Source organism: Streptomyces sp. TS71-3 (assembly GCF_018327685.1).
Lineage (GTDB): Bacteria > Actinomycetota > Actinomycetes > Streptomycetales > Streptomycetaceae > Streptomyces.
The window spans coordinates 4,450,820-4,471,600 of the sequence record NZ_BNEL01000001.1 but is presented as its reverse complement, the minus strand read 5'-3'; the positions used below and the strand labels follow the sequence as shown (position 1 = coordinate 4,471,600).

The following is a 20,781-nucleotide window of genomic DNA, read 5'->3' as shown; positions in this document are numbered from 1 at the left end:
CGTCAGCCTTCCAGGAGGGCGATCGGGCCGCCGCCCGTTCCCAGCTGGTACAGCGTGGACATGCGAGTGAAGTCCTCGATCCGCTCGCCCAGCCCACCAGCGAGTACTGCGCCCCTGAACGGCTCGGCCGTCAGAGCGCGCCGCACTCGTGCGGTGCGGGTCAGCAGCCCAGTAGCGCGCTGATCACGAGGCACAGCCCAGACCCGTTCCAGGGCATCGGCCGCGCCGTCAAGATCACCGCGCAGCAGCCGAGCCGCTGCCAGATCTGCCGCGGCCCCACCAACCACCCGGACCGAGCGAACCGCTGCCGGTCGCTCGGCCGCCAGCTCAAGCGCCCGAACGGCGGCGGCCTCCGCCTGGTCCCCGTCGCCGAGCAGGAGGCAGGTCGAGCTGTTCGACATCGCCAGCCGCTCAGCCGTGAATCCGAACTCACCTGCCACGCCGTCGTGAAGGTCGTCTGTCGCCCCATGCCCGTCAGCTTGCGAGGCGTCCAGGGCCCGCTGAGCAGAGACGGCGTCTCCGAGGTAGCCGAATGCTCGGGCCTCGATCGCCGCCAGCCTCCGCCGTGCCACGTCACCCAGACCCGTGAAGGTCTGGGCCTGTCGCGCGAGCCGTGCCGCCTCCGCCGGCTGGTTCGAGAAGTACGCGATATACGCGAGTGTGCCGGCGGCGAACGCGCGCAGCGGCTCGAACCGTGCAGTCTCTCCGTACAGGGCCGCCGACCGGCACAGGCGCTTTGCGCCGTCCAGAGACCCGAGATCGAATGCGGCCGTGGCCAGCAGCGCACATGCCTGGCCCGCTACGATCAGCAGCTCTTGCGCCTGTACCGGGACCTGCGTCCGGCCACGGGCTGCCTCGGCCTCCTCGCGCAGTTCCCGGGCGCGCTTGAACACGTCGAACGGGGCCGTCGTGCTGTACGTGCGCGCCAGCATGGCCACGTCGTCTCGTAGTTGATCAAGGGTCGTATCCGAGATGGAAGCGGCGGCAGCCTCGGCTGCCTCGTTCTGGGCATCACGTGCGGTCATGGCGATTTCGCCTTCCAGGTTGAACGCGGGTTCGGGGGCCGCAGAGGGAGGCGCATCAAACAGCTTTGCCGCGTCGACTCCGAACATGTGCTCAAGAACCGCGCAAGCCTCCGGCCCCGGCAGGGTCTGGACCTTCCCGGCCGTCCAGCGGCGGAACTGCGCCTCGGACACGGTCAGATTCCGCGCCTCCTCGTCGAGCACCTGAGCAGCCGCGCGGCGAAATGCACGCTCGAAGTCCTTGTAACGCCAGCGGCGTTGATCCACTAAGACCTTCAGCAGCGTCCGAGCCGTCTTACTCATGTCGCTCCCTGGTCTCCCGGCATGCTCGCGCCGGTGCTTCCCTCGCCACAAGGGGAATCGCCAGCGCCTTCGCAGCGCAACACTCCCAGCACACATGCCACGTTGAAGCTACCCGAGCGCTGCCACGGTCACCTTGAAGAGCGGCAGATGACACCCGCTACGGCATGGCGGTGCCACCCGGTCTGAACGCAATCTGTCGTCGTCGCTCGACGCTCCGCAATCGGCAGGGACCGGGGCACGACGGCAAAGGCCCCGCCCACGCCTTGTTCCCCGTGCGGAGTGTGCGAGGCGCCGACTACGACCGCAAGCGCGAGGCGACCGATCATGAAGACGCGCGGCACACCTCCTCACCCATCCGTCGGAGAACTCGTGGACGCCCCCGCTGTCCACTTCGAGCAACTGAGCGACCGGCAGCGTGCGGGCCGCTCCTGCTGCTGGTGCAGCGGAACCCCCGATCATTGCTTCCCGGTTCAGATACTGCGCACCGTCGGCGTACATCTGTACGCCTGCGTACTGTGCGCCGGCATGTACGGGGTCCCGGAGGCGGCCCAGTGAACGGCGCGGCAGAGGAGTTCCCAACCGCTCTGGACCGCCGGACCACAGCGGACCGGGAGGAACTCGTCGACCGGGTCGTATGTGGCGAGGGCTCCCCGAGGGCGATCAACACCGTGAAGCTCCGCCGGGCGCGTACGGCGGACTCCGGAACGAAAGCCGTTCGATGACCGACACACAGAATCGCGCCCAGATCGGCGACCTCGTACGCGACACCGAGCGCAGTTGCGAAGGCATCGTGACGGACGTGCGGGCCGGGAAGCCGGTACTGCGTCCTCGGTGGGGCGGCGGCTTCACCGGGCAGTGGTCCGCGGAGTGGGGCTCTCTGGCCGTCGTGTCCCGGCGCGGGACCTGGGACGTGCCTTGGCTGCTTCCCTGATCACCGGGAGGCGGCCTCGTCGTCGCCCGGGCCACCGGCCGCCCCCAGTAGTGAAGGGGGCGGCAGCCTTGCAAGACCGGGCCCGGGCACGCCGCTCTTTCCCTCATGGGAGGACTCCCAGAAGCGCACGTTCCGCCCATTCGGTAGCACAACTCGAAACGATCGATAGGAGCACGGCTGTGAACAGCACACTGACCCCGGAGCGGGTCGAGTTAGGACGGTTCTTCAAGGTGACCTTCCGCCGGTTCGAGGAAGGCCACGCCCCGCCCGAGATGTTCTCCGGCGCCGTCGACGCCGAATGGCACCAGATGATGAACACCGCCGAGTACGCCACCTTCTGCACCGAGCAGGCGGGCGCCCTGATCGGACACGCCGAGTGCAAGGGGCAAGGACCGATCTCGTGGGTGTCCGCGTACGAGGAGATGTTCGGCCCGCTGCCGGAGCTGTGGTTCACGGACGCCGACGGCAACGTGAACACCGCCGCCCTGTCCCTCTACCGGGAAACCGGCATTGCGATCGCCGAATGGGACTGCACGCCGATCGGTGGCGACGGTGACGGCGATGAGGTCGTGCCAAAGACGCACGAGGCCGCGACCCGGTGACCACCGTTGACACCGGCAGAGCGCTCCGACCCACGGCCGGAGCGCTCCGTCTCGTTGAGGCCCGCAGCACGAGCCCCAAAAGCGTGCACGTCAACGTCTACAGCGAAGCCGTGGCCGCCCACTGCCCCTACCTGGCGCCGTCCATCGCGCGCGGCCTGACCGGCTGGACGGTGTACGAGGCAGCCGGGGACGCCGCGGACGTTGAGGCAGAGGTGTTCTACGCCGGGGTCCAAGCGGCGGAGTGGATTCGGCCGCTGATGACCCGATCGCATGGCCCGCTCGTGTGCGAGAACATCGTCATCATCGGCGCAGGCTCGACGGTGCTGGAGTGGCCGCATTGGGCGCTCAAGCACCTGTACGGGCCGGTCGGGGTCATGTTCGGCAAGTTCCCGCAGGGGGAGCGCGCCACCGACCGGCAGGGCCGCAGGGTCCCCCCGCCGCCAGTGTCGTTTCTCCCTGTACGTGCCGCCATACAGGCCCGTGACCCCCGGTTCCTGCATCGGACCCCGGAGCTTGCCGCCGCACTGGCCGTGGCCGACGACGACGGCCGGGACGTCCTCGACGGCGTCTCCCACGACTGGAAGGAGATCAAGCAGTGGGCGCGCACCCTCCTGCCGAAGCCCTGGAACACCTGCAACAGCGGTTCGGTCCCGCGACGGCCGATCTGCTCGCCGACCGGCGCGGCTCACGTGCCTGGAAGATCACCACCCCCCGACGCGTCATGGCGCTGAAGGCCAACGCGCCCGGCGCCGACGAGGCCCGCGACAAGGCCGTCGAACTGGGCCAGGAAGACCGCACTCTTCAGCGCCTGGCCGCCGTCGGTGCGGTCGACCCCGGCTACCGGATCGGCTCCGGGACGTGGGACGACGGCCGGTGGCTCGCCGTCCACTGGATCGACGGCGCCCCCCCCTGTGGCGGGCCGTCGCCCCCTCGCGCTCCGCCGACGGAGATACCCCGGCGCTCCGTGCCGCGCTCGCACGTACCGCCCGCACCTGGGCAGGGCACCTTGCGGCCATGCACGCCGCCGGGTGGGCGCACGCCGACGTACAGCCCACCAACACCCTCGTCATCGATGACGGCGCCGCGAAGGTCATCGACTACGCCCTGGCCTGCGGCCCCGGCACTCCCGGGCGTCTGCCCTACCGGGGAGCACTCACCCACACCACCGCGCCCGAGATCGCCGACGCCATCCTGACGACCAGCCCCGACACCCACATTCAGGCACGCCCGGAGGCGGACGTGTGGGGGCTGGGCGCGTCGCTGTTCTGGTGCTGGACCGGCCAGCGGCCCGTGGCATACGAGGACCGCACCGACCGCATGGACAAGCTCCGTGCCATCGCCAAGGGGCACCCTGTACGGCTCGAACAAGCCCGGCCCTGGGCTTTTCCGGAGTTCGAGGACGTCGTCACGGCATGTCTGAATCCCGACCCGGCAGAGCGGCCCACGGCGGCCGAGGTCGCCGCATGGTGACCCTGCGGCCTCTCACCCTGGACGATGCACCGGCTGTACAACGGATCTGCTGCGGCGCATCCGTCCGCTACGCCCACGGCTACGACTTCACGCCCGAACAGGCCCGCGCCACCATAGGCCGCATCATCAACCTGACCCCGGCCACCGGGTGGGGCTTCGGTATCGACGCCGCCGGGGATCTGGTCGGCCTCATCAAGGCCCGGCGCCGCACCCCGGCCACTGCCGCGGTCAGCTACATCCTGCGCGACGACACCTGGGGCAACGGATACGCGACCGCCGCCGTCCGGCAGCTCACCCCGATCCTGTTCGCTGCCGGGGTCAACGTGATCGAGGCCAAACACCACCCCGATAATCCGGCGTCCGGAAGGGTCCTGGCCAATGCCGGATTCATCCGCATCGGCTCAGCCGACTTCGCCGACAGCACGGGCGCCGTCGTCGCGTACACGATGTACGAGCTTCGACGACGCGAGCGGCCACGTACGGCGACGTGCTGGTCACCTCACTCGGCGGCCACCCCGGACTCGTCCGGCTCCTGGCCGACCACGCGGACGAACCGATGGGGACATCCGCCGACAGGCGAGTGACCCACCCGTACGCGGGCCGTCCCCGCGACACGGCGCGGCGGAGCCGAGCAGCCTGTCGGTACCGCAGGCGGTGGAGCCCCGCGGCCAGCTGCGGTCGCGGGGCTCCAGGGTGTGGGTGGGGTCAGACCCCGCTCGGCTCCGGGGTGCGGGTCTCGTCCGCTTCCGTGTCCACCGACTTGCGCGCCCTGCGCGCCTCCCGCTTCGCGCGGCGCCGGTCCTTGCGGAGCTCGATCATCGCGTAGAGCGTCGGCACGAGCAGCAGCGTCAGCAGCGTCGAGCTGATCAGGCCGCCGATCACCACCACCGCCAGCGGCTGGGCGATGAAGCCGCCCTCGCCGGTGACGCCGAGGGCCATCGGGAGCAGCGCGAAGATCGTCGCCAGGGCCGTCATCAGGATCGGGCGGAGCCGGTGCCGGCCGCCCTCGATGACCGCCTCGATCGTGCTGTAGCCCCTGCCGCGGTACTGGTTGATCAGGTCGATCAGCACGATCGCGTTGGTGACCACGATGCCGATCAGCATCAGCATGCCGATCAGCGAGGGCACGCCCAGCGGGGTGCCGGTGAGTACCAGCATGCCGATGGCGCCGGTGGCCGCGAACGGGATCGAGACCAGCAGGATCAGCGGCTGCACCAGGGACCGGAACGTCGCCACGAGCAGCATGAAGACGATCGCGACGGCCGCCAGCATCGCCAGGCCCAGCGACGTGAAGGCGTCGCTCTGGTCCTGCGAGACGCCGCCGATCTCGGCCGTGGCGCCCTTCGGCAGGTCCAGGCCGTTGATCTTCGACTGCAGGGCGGCGCTGACCGCGCCGGTGTTGTCACCGGTCGGCCGAGCCGTGATCGTCGCGGCGCGCTCGCCGTCGATCCGGGTCATGGAGACGGGACCCGCCACCGACTTGACGTCCGCGATGTCGCCGAGCCGCACCGGACCGAGCGGGAGCTTCTTGAGCTGGTCCAGGGTGGTGGCGGGCTTGGCGGAGCGGATCACGATGTCCCGCTCGGTGTCGTCGAGGGTCGCCTTGCCGGTCTTGGTGCCGTTGACGGCCTCCGCGACGGCCTGGCCGAGGGTGGTGTCGTTGAAGCCGGCGGCGGCCGCCTTGGCGTTGGCCTTGACCGAGATCCGGGGCACCGACTGCGACAGGTCGCTCTGCACGTCCGTGACGTTGTCCAGGCCCGCCACGGCGGTCCTGACCTGGTCGGACGCGGTGCGCAGCACACCGGCGTCGGACGCCTTGACGACCACGCTCAGGTCCTGGCTGCCGAAGCCGTCGCCCGCGCTCATGGTGGTCTCCCCGACGCCGGTCAGCTGGTGGAGGCCGTCCTCGACACGCTTCTGCACGGCGTCGAAGTCGGCGTCGTCCTTGAGGGTGACCTGGTACGAGGCCTGGTTGCTGCCCGTGCCGCCGCCGAAGGCCGCGGCGAACCCGGAGGAGCCGACGGTGACCTGGTAGTCCTTGATGCCGTCGACGCCGTCGAGCAGCTTCTCAACCTTCTTGGCGGCGGTGTCGGACGCCGCCAGGCTGGTGCCGACCGCCATCTCCTGCTTGATGGAGAGGGTCTGCTGCTGGCCCTGGTCGAAGAAGTTGGTCTTCAGCAGCGGCGCCATGCCGAACGTGGCGACCAGCACCAGGATCGCGATGACCACGCTGGTCACGCGGCGGCGGGTCGCGAACCGCAGCACCGGCACGTAGACGCGCTGCAGCGGGCTGCGCGCCTCCTTCTCCTCCGCGGTGCGCCGGGCCTGCTCCGGGTCCACGTTCCGCAGCGCCTTGGGCGGGCGCACGAACCAGTAGGACAGCACGGGCACGACCGTCAGCGAGACCAGCAGCGAGGCCACCAGCGCGGCGGTGACGGTCAGCGAGAACGAGCCGAACAGCTCGCCGACCACGCCGCCCACCAGGCCGATCGGCAGGAAGACGGCGACGGTGGTGAGCGTGGAGGCGGTGACCGCGCCGGCGACCTCCTTGACGGCGTTGAGGATGGCGGAGGCGCGCTCCTCGCCGTAGCCGATGTGCCGCTTGATGTTCTCCAGGACCACGATCGAGTCGTCGACGACGCGGCCGATCGCGATGGTCAGGGCGCCGAGCGTGAGCACGTTGAGCGAGAGGTCCCGGGTCCACAGCACGATCAGCGCGAGCACCACGGAGAGCGGGATCGAGACGGCGGTGACCAGCGTGGAGCGCAGCGACGCCAGGAAGAACAGGATGATGACGACCGCGAAGAGCAGGCCGAGCCCGCCCTCGGTGGTCAGGCCGTTGATGGACTTGGAGACCGCGGGGCCCTGGTCGCTGACGACCGTGAGGGAGGCGCTGGAGCCGAGGTCGCGGCGGAGCTCGGGAAGCTGGTCCCGGACCGCCTTGGAGATCGCGACGGCGCTGCCGTCCCGGTCGGAGGTGATCGCCACGGACAGGCTGGGCTTGCCGTCGGTGCGGGTGATGGAGTCGGCGGGCGCCGGCTCCTGCTGCACCTTGGCGACGTCCCCGAGGCGCACGGGGTGCTTGACGCCCTCGCCGCCGACCATCAGGTCCCGGATCTGCGCGAGCGAGCCGAAGCCGCCGCCGACCTGGACCGTGCGGTTCTTGCCGCCCTCGTCGAAGGAGCCGCCCGGCAGGGTGGCGCCGCCCGCCTGGAGGGCCTGGCCGAGGACCGCCGGGCTGATGCCGGCCTGCGCCAGCTTCGCGTCGTCCGGGGTGACGGTGACCTGGAGGTCCCGGACGCCGTCGACGGTGACCCGGCCGACGCCGTCGATGTTCTTCAGGGCGGGCACGACGGTGCTGTCGAGGCGGTCGGCCAGCGCCTGCTGGTCGATGCTGTCGTCGGTGGCCGCGAGCACCACGCTGGGTATGTCGTCGGTGGATCCCGCGATGACCTGGGGGTCGACGTCGGTGGGCAGCTGGGCGCGGTTCACGGCCTGCTGGACGTCGGCGACGATCTGCTTGGTGTCGTTGCCGTAGTCGAACTGGGCCATGATGACGGCGTTGCCCTCGCTCGCCGTGGAGGTGACGCCGGTGACGCCGTCGACCGCCCTGATGTTGTCCTCGAGCGGTTCGATCACCTGCTTGTCGACCACGTCGGGGGATGCGCCCTGGTACGGGGCGAGCACCGACACCATGGGGAGTTCGATGGTGGGCAGCAGTTGCTGCTTGAGCTGCGGGATGGCGATGGCGCCGAACACGATCGCGATGATCGACATCAACCCGATCAGCGCCCGTTGCGCGAGGCTGAATCTGGACAGCCAGGACATGGGTGACGGTCTTCCTTCTGTGGCGTGCGACGGTGGCAAGCGGTTGTGGCGCCCCGCCGGGCGGTCCCCCGGCCGCGGCGCGGCTGTGGCGAACGGCCCGGCGCACGGGCCCGGCGCCCGAGAGCAGGGCGCGGTGCCCGGTCACATCGGACCCGGCGTGCGGGGGATCGCGGCGGCGCGGAGTCATGAATCGAACCCCCGCGTATACCCTCCGCCATGCGGAGGGCCGGACTCGTCGCTCCCAGGTCCAGATCCTCGGCGGTGTCCTACTGCGGGCGGAGTACGGCTTCTACACCTTTGGGTCTAGCGGCTCAGCGGGGGCACCTGCCGGACGCTCCGGCTCCGGGACGTCCGCGGCCCGGGCGTCCCGCTCCCCTTCAGCGCGCCCTGGGCCGCACCGGCCTCAGTGCACCCTGGGCCGCACCAGCCCGGTCTCGTAGGCGATCACGACGAGCTGGGCGCGGTCGCGGGCGCCGAGCTTCGCCATGGCGCGGTTGACGTGCGTCTTGACGGTGAGGGGGCTGACCGCCAGGCGCTCGGCGATCTCGTCGTTGGAGTGGCCCCCCGCGACCTGCACCAGCACCTCGCGCTCGCGTCCCGTGAGGGCGTCGAGCCGTTCCGCGCCGACCGGGTCGGGACCGTCGAGGCCGTCCTGCTGGGCCAGGAACCGTGCGATCAGCCCCTTGGTGGCGGCCGGCGAGAGCAGCGCGTCGCCGGCGGCGGCGACCCGGATCGCGCCCAGCAGTTCCTCCGGTTCCGACCCTTTGCCGAGGAAGCCGGAGGCCCCGGCGCGCAGCGACTGCACCACGTACTCGTCGACCTCGAACGTCGTCAGCATCACCACGCGGACGTCGGCGAGCCCCGGGTCGGCGCTGATCAGGCGGGTGGCGGCGAGTCCGTCGGTGCCGGGCATCCGGATGTCCATGAGGACGACGTCGGCGCGCCGTTCGCGGGTGAGCTCCACCGCCTCGGCGCCGTCCGAGGCCTCCCCGACCACTTCCATGTCGGGTTCGGAGTCCACCAGCACCTTGAAGGCGCTGCGCAGGAGTGCCTGGTCGTCGGCGAGCACTACGCGAATGGTCACGCCCGGTCCCCTGTCGTCCCCCCGACCCGGCCGGTGCGGGCCTTGACCGGCAGGATCGCATGCACGCGGAAGCCGCCGCCGTAGCGGGGGCCCGCTGTGCAGCTTCCGCCGAGCGCGGTGGCACGCTCGCGCATGCCGATCAGGCCGTGCCCGCCTCCTCCGGCCTCCTCGCCGTCGTCCTCGGCCTCCTCGCTGCCGGCCTCCGGCCGGGGGGTCCGCTCGCGGTGGCCGTGGGCGCCGGGTTCGCCGGGGTCGGCCGGGGGCTCCTGGCCGTCGGCGCCGGCGGGCGTGTCGAGGACGGTGAGTTCCAGGCGGTCCCCCACGCGCACCACGCCGACCTCGGCCCTGGCGCCGGCGCCGGCGTGCTTGCGCACGTTGGTGAGCGCCTCCTGGAGGATCCGGTAGGCGGCCAGGTCGACGGCCGCGGGCAGGACGGTGCCGTGGTCCGCGCGGGCCACCTGGACGGGCAGCCCGGCGTGCCGGAAGGTGTCGACAAGCTCGTCGAGGCGGTCGAGGCCGGGCGCGGGCTCGGTGGGCGCCTCGGGATCGCCGGACTGGCGCAGCAGGCCCACGGTGGCGCGCAGCTCCCCGAGGGCGGTGCGGCTGGCCTCCCGGACGTGCGCGAGTGCCTCCTTGGCCTGGTCGGGCCGCCTGTCCATGACATGGGCGGCGACCCCTGCCTGGACGTTGACCAGGGCGATGTGGTGGGCGACGACGTCGTGCAGGTCCCGGGCGATGCGCAGCCGCTCCTCGGCGACCCTGCGGCGGGCCTCCTCCTCGCGGGTGCGCTCGGCACGCTCGGCCCGCTCGCGGATGGCGTGCACGAAGGCGCGGCGGCTGCGCACGGCGTCGCCGGCGGCCGCGGCCATCCCGGTCCAGGCGAAGATCGCGATGTTCTCCTGCGCGTACCAGGGCAGGGGGCCGGCGAGCATGGCGGCGGCGGTGAGGATCGTGGCGGTGAGCAGGCCGACGCGCCAGGTGGTGGGCCGGTCGGTGGCGGCGGCGACGGTGAAGAGCGCGACGACGGCGCACATCGCCACGGGGGTGCGCGGCTCGCCGGAGAGCAGCTCCACGAGGGACACGGCCCCGGTGGCGGTGAGCACGGCTTTGGGCGCGCGGCGCCGGAAGACCAGGGCAGCGGAGCCGAGGACCATCAGGAGCAGGCTCAACGGGTCGGGCACGTGGGCGAACCTGAAGGCGGCGCCGGGGCCCCGGGGGTCGGCGAGAGAGCCGGCGATCATGCAGATCAGGACGCCGGTGGCGAGGCAGACGTCGAGCGCCGAGGGGTGCGTGCGGTGCCAGGCGTGGGCTGCGGTCAGAGGTCTCACGGTGTGTTCTGGAGCCGGAGCGGGAGGTGCCGGAGTCCCGGGCGCGGGCGGCGCCCGTTCCGCGGCACCACCGCCAGGGGTCAGCCGGGGATCAGGCCGTCGTCGGTGAGCAGGGAGCGGACCTCTTCGAGGGTGGCGTCCGGAGCCGGCAGGATCAGCTCCGAGGGCTCCAGGGAGTCGTCGGGGACGGACTCCCCCAGCTCGCGGACCTTGTCGAGGAGCGCGTGCAGCGTCCGGCGGAAGCCGGGGCCGTCACCGCGCTCCATCTCCGCGAGCAGGTCGTCGTCGAGCCTGTTCAGCTCGTCGATGACGCTGTCGGCCAGCACCAGCTGGCCCTCTCCCATGATCCGCACGATCATGACGCCCTCCTCGGCGTGGCCTACGGGGTGCGGCCTACTGCTTGTCGAAGCGCGGGGTGTCCTGCGACTGCTGCTGGCCCTGCCCGCCCTGCTGGCCGCCCTCGATGGCCTGCTGCTGCGAGCCGCCGGACAGCTCCGCCTTCATGCGCTGGAGCTCCAGCTCGACGTCCGTCCCACCGCTGATGCGGTCCAGCTCGGCCGCGATGTCGTCCTTCGCCGTGCCGGTGGGGTCGTCGAGCGCGCCGGACGCCAGCAGCTCGTCGATGGCGCCGGCACGGGCCTGCATCTGGGCGGTCTTGTCCTCGGCGCGCTGGACCGCCAGGCCGACGTCGCCCATCTCCTCCGAGATGCCGGAGAAGGCCTCGCCGATCCTGGTCTGGGCCTGGGCGGCGGTGTAGGTGGCCTTGATGGTCTCCTTCTTGGTGCGGAAGGCGTCCACCTTGGCCTGGAGGCGCTGGGCCGCGAGGGTGAGCTTCTCCTCCTCGCCCTGGAGGGTCTGGTGCTGGGATTCCAGGTCCGTGACCTGCTGCTGGAGCGCCGCGCGGCGGGAGAGGGCCTCGCGGGCGAGGTCCTCGCGGCCGAGCGCGAGGGCCTTGCGGCCCTGGTCCTCAAGCTTGGTCGACTGGCCCTGGAGCTGGCCGAGCTGCAACTCCAGGCGCTTGCGGGAGGTGGCCACGTCGGCTACGCCGCGGCGCACCTTCTGGAGCAGCTCGAGCTGCTTCTGGTACGAGTAGTCGAGGGTTTCGCGCGGGTCCTCGGCCCGGTCAAGGGCCTTGTTCGCCTTCGCGCGGAAGATCATCCCCATACGCTTCATGACACCGCTCATGGGCTTCGCGCGCCCCCTTCTGACGGACTCCGGCTCAGCTCCTGCAGAACCCACAGTACGGGCCCCGCATCCATTACCGCACTGTTCCGACGCGGATACGGTCATCCCCAAGGACGACTGCGACCTCGGGTGCTCCGGCGTAAGGAGTAGGTGCCCCCCGGGGGCTCCCCGGCGGGCGGACCGTTTACTCGGCTACGCCCGTTCTGCCCCTGTACAGACGTCCGGCGTTGCCGGATCGTTCCCCTTTTTCTCTGTATCCTGCGCGGATCCCCCGTCCATGGCTCCGCCCGGCACCCCGTACCCTTGTGCTTTGTGTTCCGTAGCCGTGCCAATGAGAAGGCCGGCGCCTCCAAGGCGCCGGTGAGCGACGCAACGACGCCGCGTGACCCGCAGGCCCCGAAGGGCCGGCCGACGCCCAAGCGCAGCCAGGCGCAGTCACAGCGCCGCAGCGTGGCCAACACCCCGGTGAACCGCAAGGACGCCGCCCGCCGGCAGCGCGAGGTGCGCCGGGAGCATATGGAGCGCCAGCGCCAGGCCCTGGCGACCGGCGACGAGCGCTATCTGCCGGCGCGCGACAAGGGTCCCGTGCGCCGGTATGTGCGCGACTTCATCGACTCCCGGATCAACGTCGCCGAGTTCTTCCTGCCGCTCGCGGTGGTGATCCTCATCCTCAGCATGGTGCGGGTGGGCTCGCTCCAGAGCATCGCGCTGCTGCTGTGGCTCGTCGTGATCATCCTGATCGTGATCGACTCGGCCGTCACGGTCGTCCGGCTCCGGGGGCGCCTGGCCGAGCGGTTCTCGGGCCAGTCCACCCGTGGCGCGGTGGCCTACGCCCTGATGCGCTCGCTCCAGATGCGGCGGCTCCGCATGCCGAAACCGCAGGTCAAGCGAGGAGAGCGGCCCTGAGACCGGAGCCGGGTCCGGCCTTTGCCCGAGGGGCGGGCCCTGCCGGCTTCACGGATGGCGCCGATGCCTGGCTGAAGGGCCTCGGGGGCCTGCGCAACGCCGTACGGCAGGAGCTCGTGGCCCGGCAGCTCGACGAGCAGATCGCGAGCCGCTTCCCGGTCGGGCAGCGGCTGAAGGTGCTGGACGTGGGCATGGGCCAGGGCACGCAGGCGCTGCGGCTGGCCAGGGCCGGCCACGAGGTGACCGGCCTGGAGAGCGACCCGGGCATGCTCGCGACCGCCCGCTCCGCGCTGGAGGCCGAGCCCGAGGGCATCCGCCGCCGGGTACGGCTGGTGGAGGGCGACGGCCGTGACACCGGCGTGCACTTCCTGCCCGGCGCCTTCGACGTGGTGCTCTGCCACGGCGTGCTGATGTACGTGGCCGAACCGGACGGGTTGCTCGCGGGGCTCGCCCGGGTGCTCGCCCCCGGCGGCCTGCTGTCCCTGCTGGTGCGCAACGGCGACGCGCTCGCGATGCGCCCCGGGCTCGCCGGGGACTGGCCGGCCGCGCTGGCGGCGTTCGGCACGGACACGTACACCAACCGCCTCGGCCTGCGGGTCCGCGCCGACCGGCTGGACGCCCTCACGGCGACGCTGGCCGGCATCGGGGCACCCCTGACCGCCTGGTACGGCGTCCGGGTCTTCACGGATCTGGCCCCGGACGACGCGGTGCTGCCCGCCGAGCCCGAGGCGCTGCTCGCGGCGGAGGAGCGGGCGGGGCGCACGGATCCCTACCGGAGCGTGGCGGCGCTGCTGCACCTGTGCGGGGTGCGGGGCTGAGCGGCCACGGCGTGCGCGGATCGGCGCCCGTGAGTCCGATGCACCAGGCCCACCCGCCCCGCTGACGGCCCCCTGAAGCCCTCGGAAGCCCCCTGAACGGACCGCAGAGCAGGCCGGACAGGGCGGGCGAAAGGGATACTCCGGGCATGGATCTGATGTCTGCGGGCGCCCGCGTGTCCGGCGACCCGGACCGGCACGCGAGGAGGCGTCCTGCGCGTTTCGCCGGAGCGCCGCGGGCAGCGGCCCTCTGCGCCTGCGCGGCGCTGCTGCTCGGGGCCTGCGTGGACGGTTCCGCGGGCGGCCGGGCGAGCACGGCCGAGGCATCCGCGACGGCGTCCCGAGGGGCCGACGGAGGCGGGCGGACGGCACCGCTCGCGGCGACCGACCTCCAGACCGCGTACGAGCAGGTGATCCGGCAGGTGCTGCCGTCGGTCGTACAGATCCAGGGCACCAGGGCGCTGGGCTCCGGGATCGTGTACGACGGGCAGGGGCACATCGTCACCAACGCGCATGTGGTCCGCGACGAGAAGTCGTTCAAGGTCACCACGGCACACAGCCAGCAGGCACTGAGGGCGAAGCTGGTGTTCGCCTATCCCGACCAGGACCTCGCGGTGGTGAAGCTGGACCGGGTGCCCACAGGGCTCCGGGCCGCGTCGTTCGGGGACTCCACGTCGGTGCGGGTGGGCCAGATCGTGCTGGCCATGGGGTCACCGCTCGGACTGTCGTCCAGCGTCACCCAGGGGATCGTCTCGGCCACCGGGCGGACGGTCACGGAGAGCGGTGACGGAGGCACGGGTGCGACCATCACGGACCTGGTGCAGACCTCGGCCGCGATCAACCCGGGCAACAGCGGCGGGGCGCTGGTGGGCCTGGACGGCAAGGTCATCGGCATCCCGACGCTCGCCGCGACCGACCCCGACCTGGGCGGCAGCGCGGCGCCCGGCATCGGTTTCGCCATCCCCTCCCGGACGGTCACCACCATCGCGGGCCAGATCATCTCCAGCGGCCGGGTCACCAACTCGGGGCGGGCGGCGCTCGGCATCTCGGCGCGCACGGTCCTCGGCCGCAACTCCGAACCGGACGGGGTGGCCGTCGTGCGCGTGCACAAGGGCGGCGCGGCGGACAAGTCGGGCCTGCGGGCGGGCGACACCATCACCCGGGTGGACAGCACCCGGATCACCACCGTCACCTCACTCGCGGAGGCCCTGGCGCACCAGAAGCCCGGGGCCACGGTGAAGGTGACCTACGTCAGGGACGGCCACGAGCGGACGGCCCGCGTCCGGCTCGGCACGATGTAGTAGCGGGACCGAGGGAGCGGGACCGGTGGAGCGGGACCCGGCCCGCGATCGGCCCGCGGCGGGGCCGAACACCCGTCGGCCTGACGGCACCGGACACCTTCCCGCCTGACGGCACCGAACGCCCTCCGTCCCGGCGGCACCGGGGCCCGAACCGGCCTGACGGCGCGTGACCCCTGGGCGGACGCCGTACCGCGACCGGGGGAGCCCTCAGGAACCGGCGGCCTCGTCGGGGTGCAGGCTCATCGGACCGTAGATCTTCTGGTCGTCCTCGAAGAGGGTGGCCTGGTCCGCCCCGCCCTCGGCGAGCGGCTTGAAGTACTCGCCGAGCCACGACTCCGCGTCGCCCTGCGTGGTGAACTCCTCCGGCTGGACGGCCGGCTGCACCGCGGTCCCGTCCGACGTCTCGAACCGCCACGTCCATGCCGCCATGTGAGCCTCCCTTGGTTCTGCGGTCTGTTGGCACCGGCCTTAGCACCGGCCTTCTGCGCACCGCTGCACGAGCCGCCAGGTCAGGCGCCCTGGTCCGCTCGAAGCCTAGCCGGACGCGCAGCCCGTGCGGGGGCGCGGGAGGATCTTCCCGTGGAAGTCACTCTGCTCGGTACCGGCGGCCCGGCCGGCCTGCCCCGCCCCGGCTGCCCGTGCGCCGCCTGCGCGACGGCGCGCGGCGAGGACGCGCGCGCGGCGACGGCGGTGCTGGTGGACGGGACCCTCCTGCTCGACCTGACCCCTGGCCTCGCGCTCACCGCGGCCCGCGCGGGCCACTCGCTGGCCGGCGTGCGGCAGGTGCTGCTCTCCCATGCGCGCCACGGGCCCCCGGCGGAGCTGCCCTTGGAGCTTCCCGAGCCGGGCCGGGTGCCGGAGGGGCGCGAGCTGGCGCTGCTCTCCGGCCACCGGGTGCGCGCCATCGCCCTGGACCGTCCCGGCACGGGCTACGAGGTGGTGGGCCGCGACGGCTCGCGGATGCTGTACCTGCCGCCGGGCGCGGGGCCCGCGGAGCCGGCGACCAGGCAGGCGCCGTACGACCTGGTGCTCGCCGACGTGCTGGGCCGCCCGGACGCCCTGGCCCGGTTGCGCGCCGCCGGCGCGGTGGGAGCGGCCACCGACGTGCTCGCCGTCCATCTGGACCACACCGTCCCGCCGGGCCCGGAGCTGCGGCGCAGGCTGGCCGCCGCGGGCGCGCGGACGGTCCCGGACGGCGCACGGGTGACCGCGGGCACGTTCCGCATGGGCAACGGCGGCACCGGGCAGGGCACCCCGACCGTGCCGGGCGTGGCGGCCGTGCCCGACGTGCCGGACCTGCCCGCCGTGCCGCGCCGGGCGCTGGTGCTGGGCGGGGCGCGCTCGGGCAAGTCGGCGGAGGCCGAGCGGCGCCTGGAGACGTTCCCCGACGTGCTGTACGTGGCGACGGGCGGCACCCGCGCCGGCGACGCCGAGTGGGCGGCCCGCGTCCGCGCGCACCGCGAACGGCGGCCCGCCTCCTGGGAGACCGTGGAGACCTGCGACCTCGTGCCGCTGCTCGCCGGGGACGGCCCGGTGCTGCTCATCGACTGCCTGTCGCTGTGGCTGACGGCGGTGATGGACGAGGTGGACGCCTGGGACGACGCCGAGTGGGCCGCGGGTGGCGAGCAGGAGCTGCGGCGGCGGGTCGCGGCGCTCACGGAGGCGGTGCGCGCGACGCGGCGCACGGTCGTCGCCGTCTCGAACGAGGTGGGTTCCGGCATCGTCCCGGCCACCGCGTCCGGCCGCCGCTACCGCGACGAACTGGGCCGCCTGAACACCGCGTTCGCCGCCGAGTGCGAGCACGTGCTGCTGGTGGTGGCGGGGCAGGCACTGGTCCTGCGCGGCTGACGCGCCGTGATCCCGCGGGCGTCCGGGCTCACCCCCGGTCCCCCTCCTTCCGGGCGATGATCCGGTAGGCGTTGGCGAAGCGGGTGCGGCGGGCCAGGGGGGCCAGCAGCCGGTCGGCGGCGTGCGCCGTGGCGACGGCCGGCGCCGCCACGCGCAGGAGCACGGCCCGGCGGGCGCGGCGCAGCGCCCCGGGCGGCCGGGGGCGGGCGGGCGCCCCGGCCCCCGGCAGGCAGCGGTCGACCAGCAGCACCAGCGCCACTGTCAGGTCGTACGGGACATGCGCCGAGCGGCGTTCGGCGACGATCACCGTGTACCCGAGGTCCTCCAGCGCGCGGTGGACGTTGCGCAGCGGCAACAGGTGCAGGTGCTGCGGCTGGAGGTGCGAGATCCACCAGCGGCCGAGCAGCCTCGCGAAGCGGCTGCCGGGGTCCGCGGTCTCGATGAGCAGGTGCCCGCCGGGCCTCAGCACGATGCGCGCGGCGGCCAGTTCCGCGCGCGGGTCCGGGGCGTGCTCCAGGTGGTGGAACATGCTCACGGCGTCGTAGCGGCCCGCGAGGCCCGGTGCGAGTTCGGGCAGGGTGCCGCGGTGCGCCTCGTCGACGTGGCCGTCGGCGGCGGCCAGTTCGACGACGGCGCCCGTGTCGAGCCCGTCGAACGCGATGTACGGGTGGACCTCCTTCGCCACGACGGGGAAGAGCGCCCGGCCGGTGCCGACGTCGAGCCAGCTCTCCGGCTCCCCGAAGCTCAGCATCGCACCGGCCGCGTCCCGGAGCCGGCGCGGGCTGTGCCGGGCGCCCAGGAGGCGTTCGGCGACCGCGGGGCCGAGGCCGTCGTGCAGGTCGCCGCAGTGGAACTCGCGTCCGGCGGCGGTCAGAGCGGGGTTCTGGAAGGTGTGGCCGCAGTCCTGGCAGCGGTCCAGCACGAAGCAGCCGGCCTTGTGCTGGAGCAGGTCGGGGGCGCGCAGCCGGGTGCGCAGCCGGTGCGAGCCGCACCAGGGGCAGTCGGTGCGGCGCGGCTCCTGGAGTTCTCCGGTGCGGGGCGCGGACCCCGTCGGATGCGCCCTGTGCGGCTCCGCGGCCTGTTCGGTGGGGTGCATGGCGCCTCCGTGGTCCGCGCCGGGCGGCCCGGTGGGCCAGCGCTCCGGTGTCCCGGTGCCCCGGTACGCAATGAGGCGCCCGACAATCCACAATTCCGTACAAAATGGAACATAAAGGATCAGCGCGTCGCGTGCAATGAGGCTCACGACCCGGTCGTGCGTGGCGCGGGTGGCGCGTCCCGGCGCCCGGCGGGCCCCGGGTGACGGGCCGTCGCGGGGTGGCCGGGGGCGCTGCCGGTACTGTTCGGCGAACGAGCGCGCTCGCCGTGCCGGGAAGTGCCGGGCCGTCCGCCGCGGCGATCGCCGTCCGCCGCCCGCCGTGGCGGACGGCCGGGCGCGGGCGGTCCGGTGCCCCGGCCGGGTGCCGTGCCGGGCCGGGGGGCCGGAGCGGTGGGCGGCTGCGGCCCGCACGTCATCCGAGGAGAGGCTGAGTGAATCTCGACGACTTCACCGATCTGATCGAGCGCCCCGACGGCGGGGTGCGCCGCGATGCCGAGGATCGCCGGGCCCTGGTGGACCTGGCGCCGGACGCGCTGGGCCGCCTCGACGAGCTGGGCGAGTGGCTGGCCGCCGCCCAGTCGGCCGCGCCGGTGCGGCCGATCAGGCAGCCCAAGGTCATCGTCTTCGCGGGCGACCACGGGGTGGCCGAACTGGGTGTCTCCGCGCGCCCGGCGGGCACCGCGGACCGCCTGGTGCGGGCCGTGCTCGCGGGCGAGAGCCCCGTCTCCGTGCTGGCCCGCGGCCAGGAAGTGCCGGTCCGCGTGGTGGACATGGCGCTGGACTGCGACCCGGACACGCTGCCCGAGGACGTGGTGCGCCACCGGGTACGGCGCGGAAGCGGGCGCATCGACGTCGAGGACGCGCTGACCGCGGAGCAGGTCGACGCGGCGCTGGCCGCGGGCGTCGCGATCGCCGACGAGGAGGCCGACTCCGGCACGGACCTGGTGGTGCTCGGCGATCTGAGCGTGGGCGGCACGACGGCCGCCGCGACGCTGATCGCCGCCCTCTGCGGTACGGACGCCTCGGTGGTGACGGGCCGCGGCGGCTCGCCCATCGACGACCTCGCCTGGATGCGCAAGTGCGCCGCGGTGCGCGACGCGCTGCGCAGGGCCCGGCCGGTCCTGGGCGACCAGGCCGAGCTGCTGGCGGCGGTCGGCGGCGCCGACCTGGCGGCGGCGACCGGCTTCCTGTTGCAGTGCGCGGTGCGGCACACGCCGGTGATCCTGGACGGGGTGGTCTCGGCGGCGTGCGCGCTGGTGGCGCAGCGGGTCGCGTTCCGTGCACCGGACTGGTGGCTGCCAGGCCACGCCAGCGGGGAGCCCGCCCAGGCCAAGGCCTTCGACCGGATGGCCCTGGAACCGCTGGTCGAGCACGGCGTCACGGTCGGCGGGGGCGTCGGCGCCCTGCTCGCCCTGCCCCTGGTGCGCTCCGCCGCCGCGCTGGCGGCGGAACTGCCCGACTACGCGGCCAAGGGGCCCGAGGACGACGGGGACGACGCGGACGCGAGCACGGAGGACGGCACTGCCGCCGAGGGCACTGCGGAAGCGGCGGGCCCGGCCGGCGGCACGGCGACGGACCCGGAGTGAGCGGCCGGACGGCCCCGAGCGGCCCCGGGGACGAGCAGGCCGCGGCGGGGCCCGGTCGGGCGGAGGGGGCAGCGCCCGGCCCATCGGAGGGGGCAGCACCCGGCCGGACGGAAGGAGCGGTGCCGGCGGCGCGCGAGGATCGCGAACCCGACGCGGACGGCGGGCGGATGGCGGACGCCGGAAGCACCGCCCCGTCCGCGCAATCCGGCCCGTCCGCGCAATCCGCTCAGCCGGCACCTCCCGCTCAGCCGGCACCTCCTGACCCGTCGGAACCTCCCGCTCAGTCCCCGCCTCCTGCCCCGCCGGCGCCTCCCGCCGCGTCCCCTCCTCCCCCGCCGGCGGACGCCGAGCCCCCCGCCCCGGAACCCGGCACGCCATCCGCCCCCGGCACCGCTCCCGTGCCCCCGCCCACCCTCGGCGACGGCCTGCGGTTCGCCTTCGGGACGCTGACCGTCATACCCGTGACCGTGTCCCGCTGGGACCGGGCCACGGCCGGGGTCGGCATGGCGTGGGCGCCGATCGTGGGCCTCACCGTCGGGCTGTGCTCGGCGGCGGTCGCCGAGGTGCTGCTCGTGCTGGGCTCCGGAGGGCTGCTCGCCGCCGTGTCGAGCGTCGCCGCAGGGGCCGCGCTGACCCGGGGACTGCACCTCGACGGCCTGGCCGACACCGCCGACGGGCTCGGCAGCGGCGGCCCCGCCGAGGACGCGCTGCGCATCATGAAGAAGTCGGACATCGGCCCCTTCGGCGTCCTCACCCTGGTGTTCGTGCTGCTCGCCCAGGTGGCCGCGCTCGCCGGGCTGTACGGCCGCTCGTGGGCCGAGGGCGCCGTGGCCGCGGCGCTCTCCGCGACGGCCGCGCGGCTCGTCCTCACCCTGGCGGCCCGCCCGGGTGTGCCGCCCGCCCGGCCGGGCGGGCTGGGCTCCGCCGTCGCCGGAACGGTGCCTTCCCAACGCGGGCTGGCCGCCGCGGCGATCACGGTGGCCGCGGCGGCGGGCGCGGGCACGCTGTTCGGGGCGGCAGGGGCCGTGCGGTGCGCGCTGGCGGTGCTGCTGGCCTGCGGTGCGGCCGTGCTGCTGCGGCAGCACTGCGTGCGGCGGCTGGGCGGCGTGACGGGCGACGTCTTCGGTGCCCTCGCGGAGACCGCGGCCACCACCGCCCTCGTCGTGCTCACCATCGCCGTCTAGGGTCCGGCCCACGGCTTCGGACCCGCCGGACGGCGCCTGCCGCGCACGCCCACCCGGGCTGCCGCCCCACCGGTGCGGCCCCGCCCGCCACTCCGGCAGGTCGCCGGTCGACCGTATGTGCCCACGCCCGCGGCGAGGCAGGATCGCGCGCCGCTCGCCGGGCGTTCGTACGGTGACGGGGGGCCGGGCCGCCCGGGGGCCCCGCGCGCCCCCGCCGGACGGCCGGCCGACCGGGTGCGCAGGCCCCTGATCCCGCCGGGCGTGGCAGCCTGGCCGGCACCGGACCGCGGCG

At 73.6% G+C, this 20,781-nt stretch carries 19 protein-coding genes; 11 read left to right on the top strand and 8 right to left on the bottom strand.

Going from position 1 to position 20,781, the window contains the following annotated elements:
- Nucleotides 1-2: 2 nt before the first annotated feature.
- Nucleotides 3-1,325: a DNA-binding protein gene (locus tag Sm713_RS18060; RefSeq protein WP_212910624.1), complete on the bottom strand. Its 1,323-nt coding sequence runs from the start codon at nt 1,323-1,325 to the stop codon at nt 3-5.
- A 718-nt stretch (nt 1,326-2,043) separates the two neighbouring features.
- Between Sm713_RS18060 and Sm713_RS18055 the strand changes: the two genes are divergently transcribed.
- From Sm713_RS18055 to Sm713_RS18035, 5 genes are all read left to right on the top strand, one after another.
- Nucleotides 2,044-2,256: a hypothetical protein gene (locus Sm713_RS18055; RefSeq protein WP_212910623.1), complete on the top strand. Its 213-nt coding sequence runs from the start codon at nt 2,044-2,046 to the stop codon at nt 2,254-2,256.
- 179 nt (nt 2,257-2,435) lie between these two features.
- A complete protein-coding gene (locus tag Sm713_RS18050; protein ID WP_249416361.1) occupies nt 2,436-2,858 on the top strand; it encodes a hypothetical protein in 423 nt (140 codons plus the stop codon).
- Between the two features lie 83 nt (nt 2,859-2,941).
- Nucleotides 2,942-3,589, top strand: coding sequence for a hypothetical protein (locus Sm713_RS18045; protein ID WP_308293169.1), 648 nt, complete (start codon nt 2,942-2,944; stop codon nt 3,587-3,589).
- A 283-nt stretch (nt 3,590-3,872) separates the two neighbouring features.
- Complete coding sequence (locus Sm713_RS40485) at nt 3,873-4,328, top strand: hypothetical protein (RefSeq protein WP_249416359.1); 456 nt, start codon at nt 3,873-3,875, stop codon at nt 4,326-4,328.
- Complete coding sequence (locus Sm713_RS18035; protein WP_212910622.1) at nt 4,322-4,912, top strand: GNAT family N-acetyltransferase; 591 nt, start codon at nt 4,322-4,324, stop codon at nt 4,910-4,912. The genes Sm713_RS40485 and Sm713_RS18035 overlap by 7 nt, the downstream gene beginning before the upstream one ends.
- Before the next feature lie 121 nt (nt 4,913-5,033).
- On the opposite strand, the gene Sm713_RS18030 is transcribed toward Sm713_RS18035, so the two are convergent.
- From Sm713_RS18030 to Sm713_RS18010, 5 genes are all read right to left on the bottom strand, one after another.
- Nucleotides 5,034-8,156 (bottom strand): efflux RND transporter permease subunit, encoded by a 3,123-nt coding sequence (locus Sm713_RS18030; protein ID WP_212910621.1) that lies wholly within the window; start codon nt 8,154-8,156, stop codon nt 5,034-5,036.
- Between the two features lie 403 nt (nt 8,157-8,559).
- On the bottom strand, nt 8,560-9,240 hold the full coding sequence (locus tag Sm713_RS18025) for a response regulator transcription factor (RefSeq protein WP_212910620.1): 681 nt from the start codon (nt 9,238-9,240) through the stop codon (nt 8,560-8,562).
- Nucleotides 9,237-10,568: a sensor histidine kinase gene (locus tag Sm713_RS18020; protein ID WP_249416358.1), complete on the bottom strand. Its 1,332-nt coding sequence runs from the start codon at nt 10,566-10,568 to the stop codon at nt 9,237-9,239. The genes Sm713_RS18025 and Sm713_RS18020 overlap by 4 nt, the downstream gene beginning before the upstream one ends.
- An 80-nt stretch (nt 10,569-10,648) precedes the next feature.
- Nucleotides 10,649-10,927, bottom strand: a complete 279-nt coding sequence (locus Sm713_RS18015; RefSeq protein WP_212910619.1) for a hypothetical protein — start codon at nt 10,925-10,927, stop codon at nt 10,649-10,651.
- A 34-nt stretch (nt 10,928-10,961) separates the two neighbouring features.
- The gene (locus Sm713_RS18010; RefSeq protein WP_212910618.1) at nt 10,962-11,753 is read right to left on the bottom strand and encodes a PspA/IM30 family protein; all 792 of its coding nucleotides are present in this window, start codon (nt 11,751-11,753) and stop codon (nt 10,962-10,964) included.
- Between the two features lie 312 nt (nt 11,754-12,065).
- On the opposite strand from Sm713_RS18010, the gene Sm713_RS18005 reads away from it, so the two are divergent.
- The 3 genes from Sm713_RS18005 to Sm713_RS17995 all read left to right on the top strand — a co-directional run bounded on the left by Sm713_RS18005 (nt 12,066) and on the right by Sm713_RS17995 (nt 14,775).
- Entirely contained in the window at nt 12,066-12,659 is a 594-nt protein-coding gene (locus tag Sm713_RS18005; protein ID WP_212910617.1) for a DUF3043 domain-containing protein, read from the top strand.
- Between the two features lie 116 nt (nt 12,660-12,775).
- The gene (locus tag Sm713_RS18000) at nt 12,776-13,477 is read left to right on the top strand and encodes a bifunctional 2-polyprenyl-6-hydroxyphenol methylase/3-demethylubiquinol 3-O-methyltransferase UbiG (RefSeq protein ID WP_212910616.1); all 702 of its coding nucleotides are present in this window, start codon (nt 12,776-12,778) and stop codon (nt 13,475-13,477) included.
- Nucleotides 13,478-13,623: 146 nt separating this feature from the next.
- Nucleotides 13,624-14,775, top strand: coding sequence for a S1C family serine protease (locus tag Sm713_RS17995; RefSeq protein ID WP_374196000.1), 1,152 nt, complete (start codon nt 13,624-13,626; stop codon nt 14,773-14,775).
- A gap of 207 nt (nt 14,776-14,982) precedes the next feature.
- On the opposite strand, the gene Sm713_RS17990 is transcribed toward Sm713_RS17995, so the two are convergent.
- Nucleotides 14,983-15,204, bottom strand: a complete 222-nt coding sequence (locus tag Sm713_RS17990; RefSeq protein WP_212910615.1) for a hypothetical protein — start codon at nt 15,202-15,204, stop codon at nt 14,983-14,985.
- Nucleotides 15,205-15,354: 150 nt separating this feature from the next.
- Between Sm713_RS17990 and Sm713_RS17985 the strand changes: the two genes are divergently transcribed.
- Nucleotides 15,355-16,623: a bifunctional adenosylcobinamide kinase/adenosylcobinamide-phosphate guanylyltransferase gene (locus Sm713_RS17985; protein ID WP_212910614.1), complete on the top strand. Its 1,269-nt coding sequence runs from the start codon at nt 15,355-15,357 to the stop codon at nt 16,621-16,623.
- A 28-nt stretch (nt 16,624-16,651) separates the two neighbouring features.
- Here the strand turns inward: Sm713_RS17985 and Sm713_RS17980 are convergent, their stop codons facing one another.
- Nucleotides 16,652-17,719, bottom strand: a complete 1,068-nt coding sequence (locus tag Sm713_RS17980; RefSeq protein WP_212910613.1) for a class I SAM-dependent methyltransferase — start codon at nt 17,717-17,719, stop codon at nt 16,652-16,654.
- A gap of 431 nt (nt 17,720-18,150) precedes the next feature.
- Here Sm713_RS17980 and Sm713_RS17975 point away from each other — a divergent pair, with 431 nt between their 5' ends.
- The gene (locus Sm713_RS17975) at nt 18,151-19,305 is read left to right on the top strand and encodes a nicotinate-nucleotide--dimethylbenzimidazole phosphoribosyltransferase (RefSeq protein ID WP_212910612.1); all 1,155 of its coding nucleotides are present in this window, start codon (nt 18,151-18,153) and stop codon (nt 19,303-19,305) included.
- 398 nt (nt 19,306-19,703) lie between these two features.
- Nucleotides 19,704-20,489, top strand: a complete 786-nt coding sequence (locus Sm713_RS17970) for an adenosylcobinamide-GDP ribazoletransferase (protein ID WP_249416357.1) — start codon at nt 19,704-19,706, stop codon at nt 20,487-20,489.
- Nucleotides 20,490-20,781 lie beyond the last annotated feature (292 nt).

Coding starts and splice junctions, on each gene's coding strand:
- Sm713_RS18060 (WP_212910624.1), bottom strand. CDS start 1,325: ATGAGTAAGACGGCTCGGACGCTGCTGAAGGTCTTAGTGGATCAACGC.
- Sm713_RS18055 (WP_212910623.1), top strand. CDS start 2,044: ATGACCGACACACAGAATCGCGCCCAGATCGGCGACCTCGTACGCGAC.
- Sm713_RS40485 (WP_249416359.1), top strand. CDS start 3,873: ATGCACGCCGCCGGGTGGGCGCACGCCGACGTACAGCCCACCAACACC.
- Sm713_RS18035 (WP_212910622.1), top strand. CDS start 4,322: ATGGTGACCCTGCGGCCTCTCACCCTGGACGATGCACCGGCTGTACAA.
- Sm713_RS18030 (WP_212910621.1), bottom strand. CDS start 8,156: ATGTCCTGGCTGTCCAGATTCAGCCTCGCGCAACGGGCGCTGATCGGG.
- Sm713_RS18015 (WP_212910619.1), bottom strand. CDS start 10,927: ATGATCGTGCGGATCATGGGAGAGGGCCAGCTGGTGCTGGCCGACAGC.
- Sm713_RS18010 (WP_212910618.1), bottom strand. CDS start 11,753: ATGAGCGGTGTCATGAAGCGTATGGGGATGATCTTCCGCGCGAAGGCG.
- Sm713_RS17995 (WP_374196000.1), top strand. CDS start 13,624: ATGGATCTGATGTCTGCGGGCGCCCGCGTGTCCGGCGACCCGGACCGG.
- Sm713_RS17990 (WP_212910615.1), bottom strand. CDS start 15,204: ATGGCGGCATGGACGTGGCGGTTCGAGACGTCGGACGGGACCGCGGTG.
- Sm713_RS17980 (WP_212910613.1), bottom strand. CDS start 17,719: ATGCACCCCACCGAACAGGCCGCGGAGCCGCACAGGGCGCATCCGACG.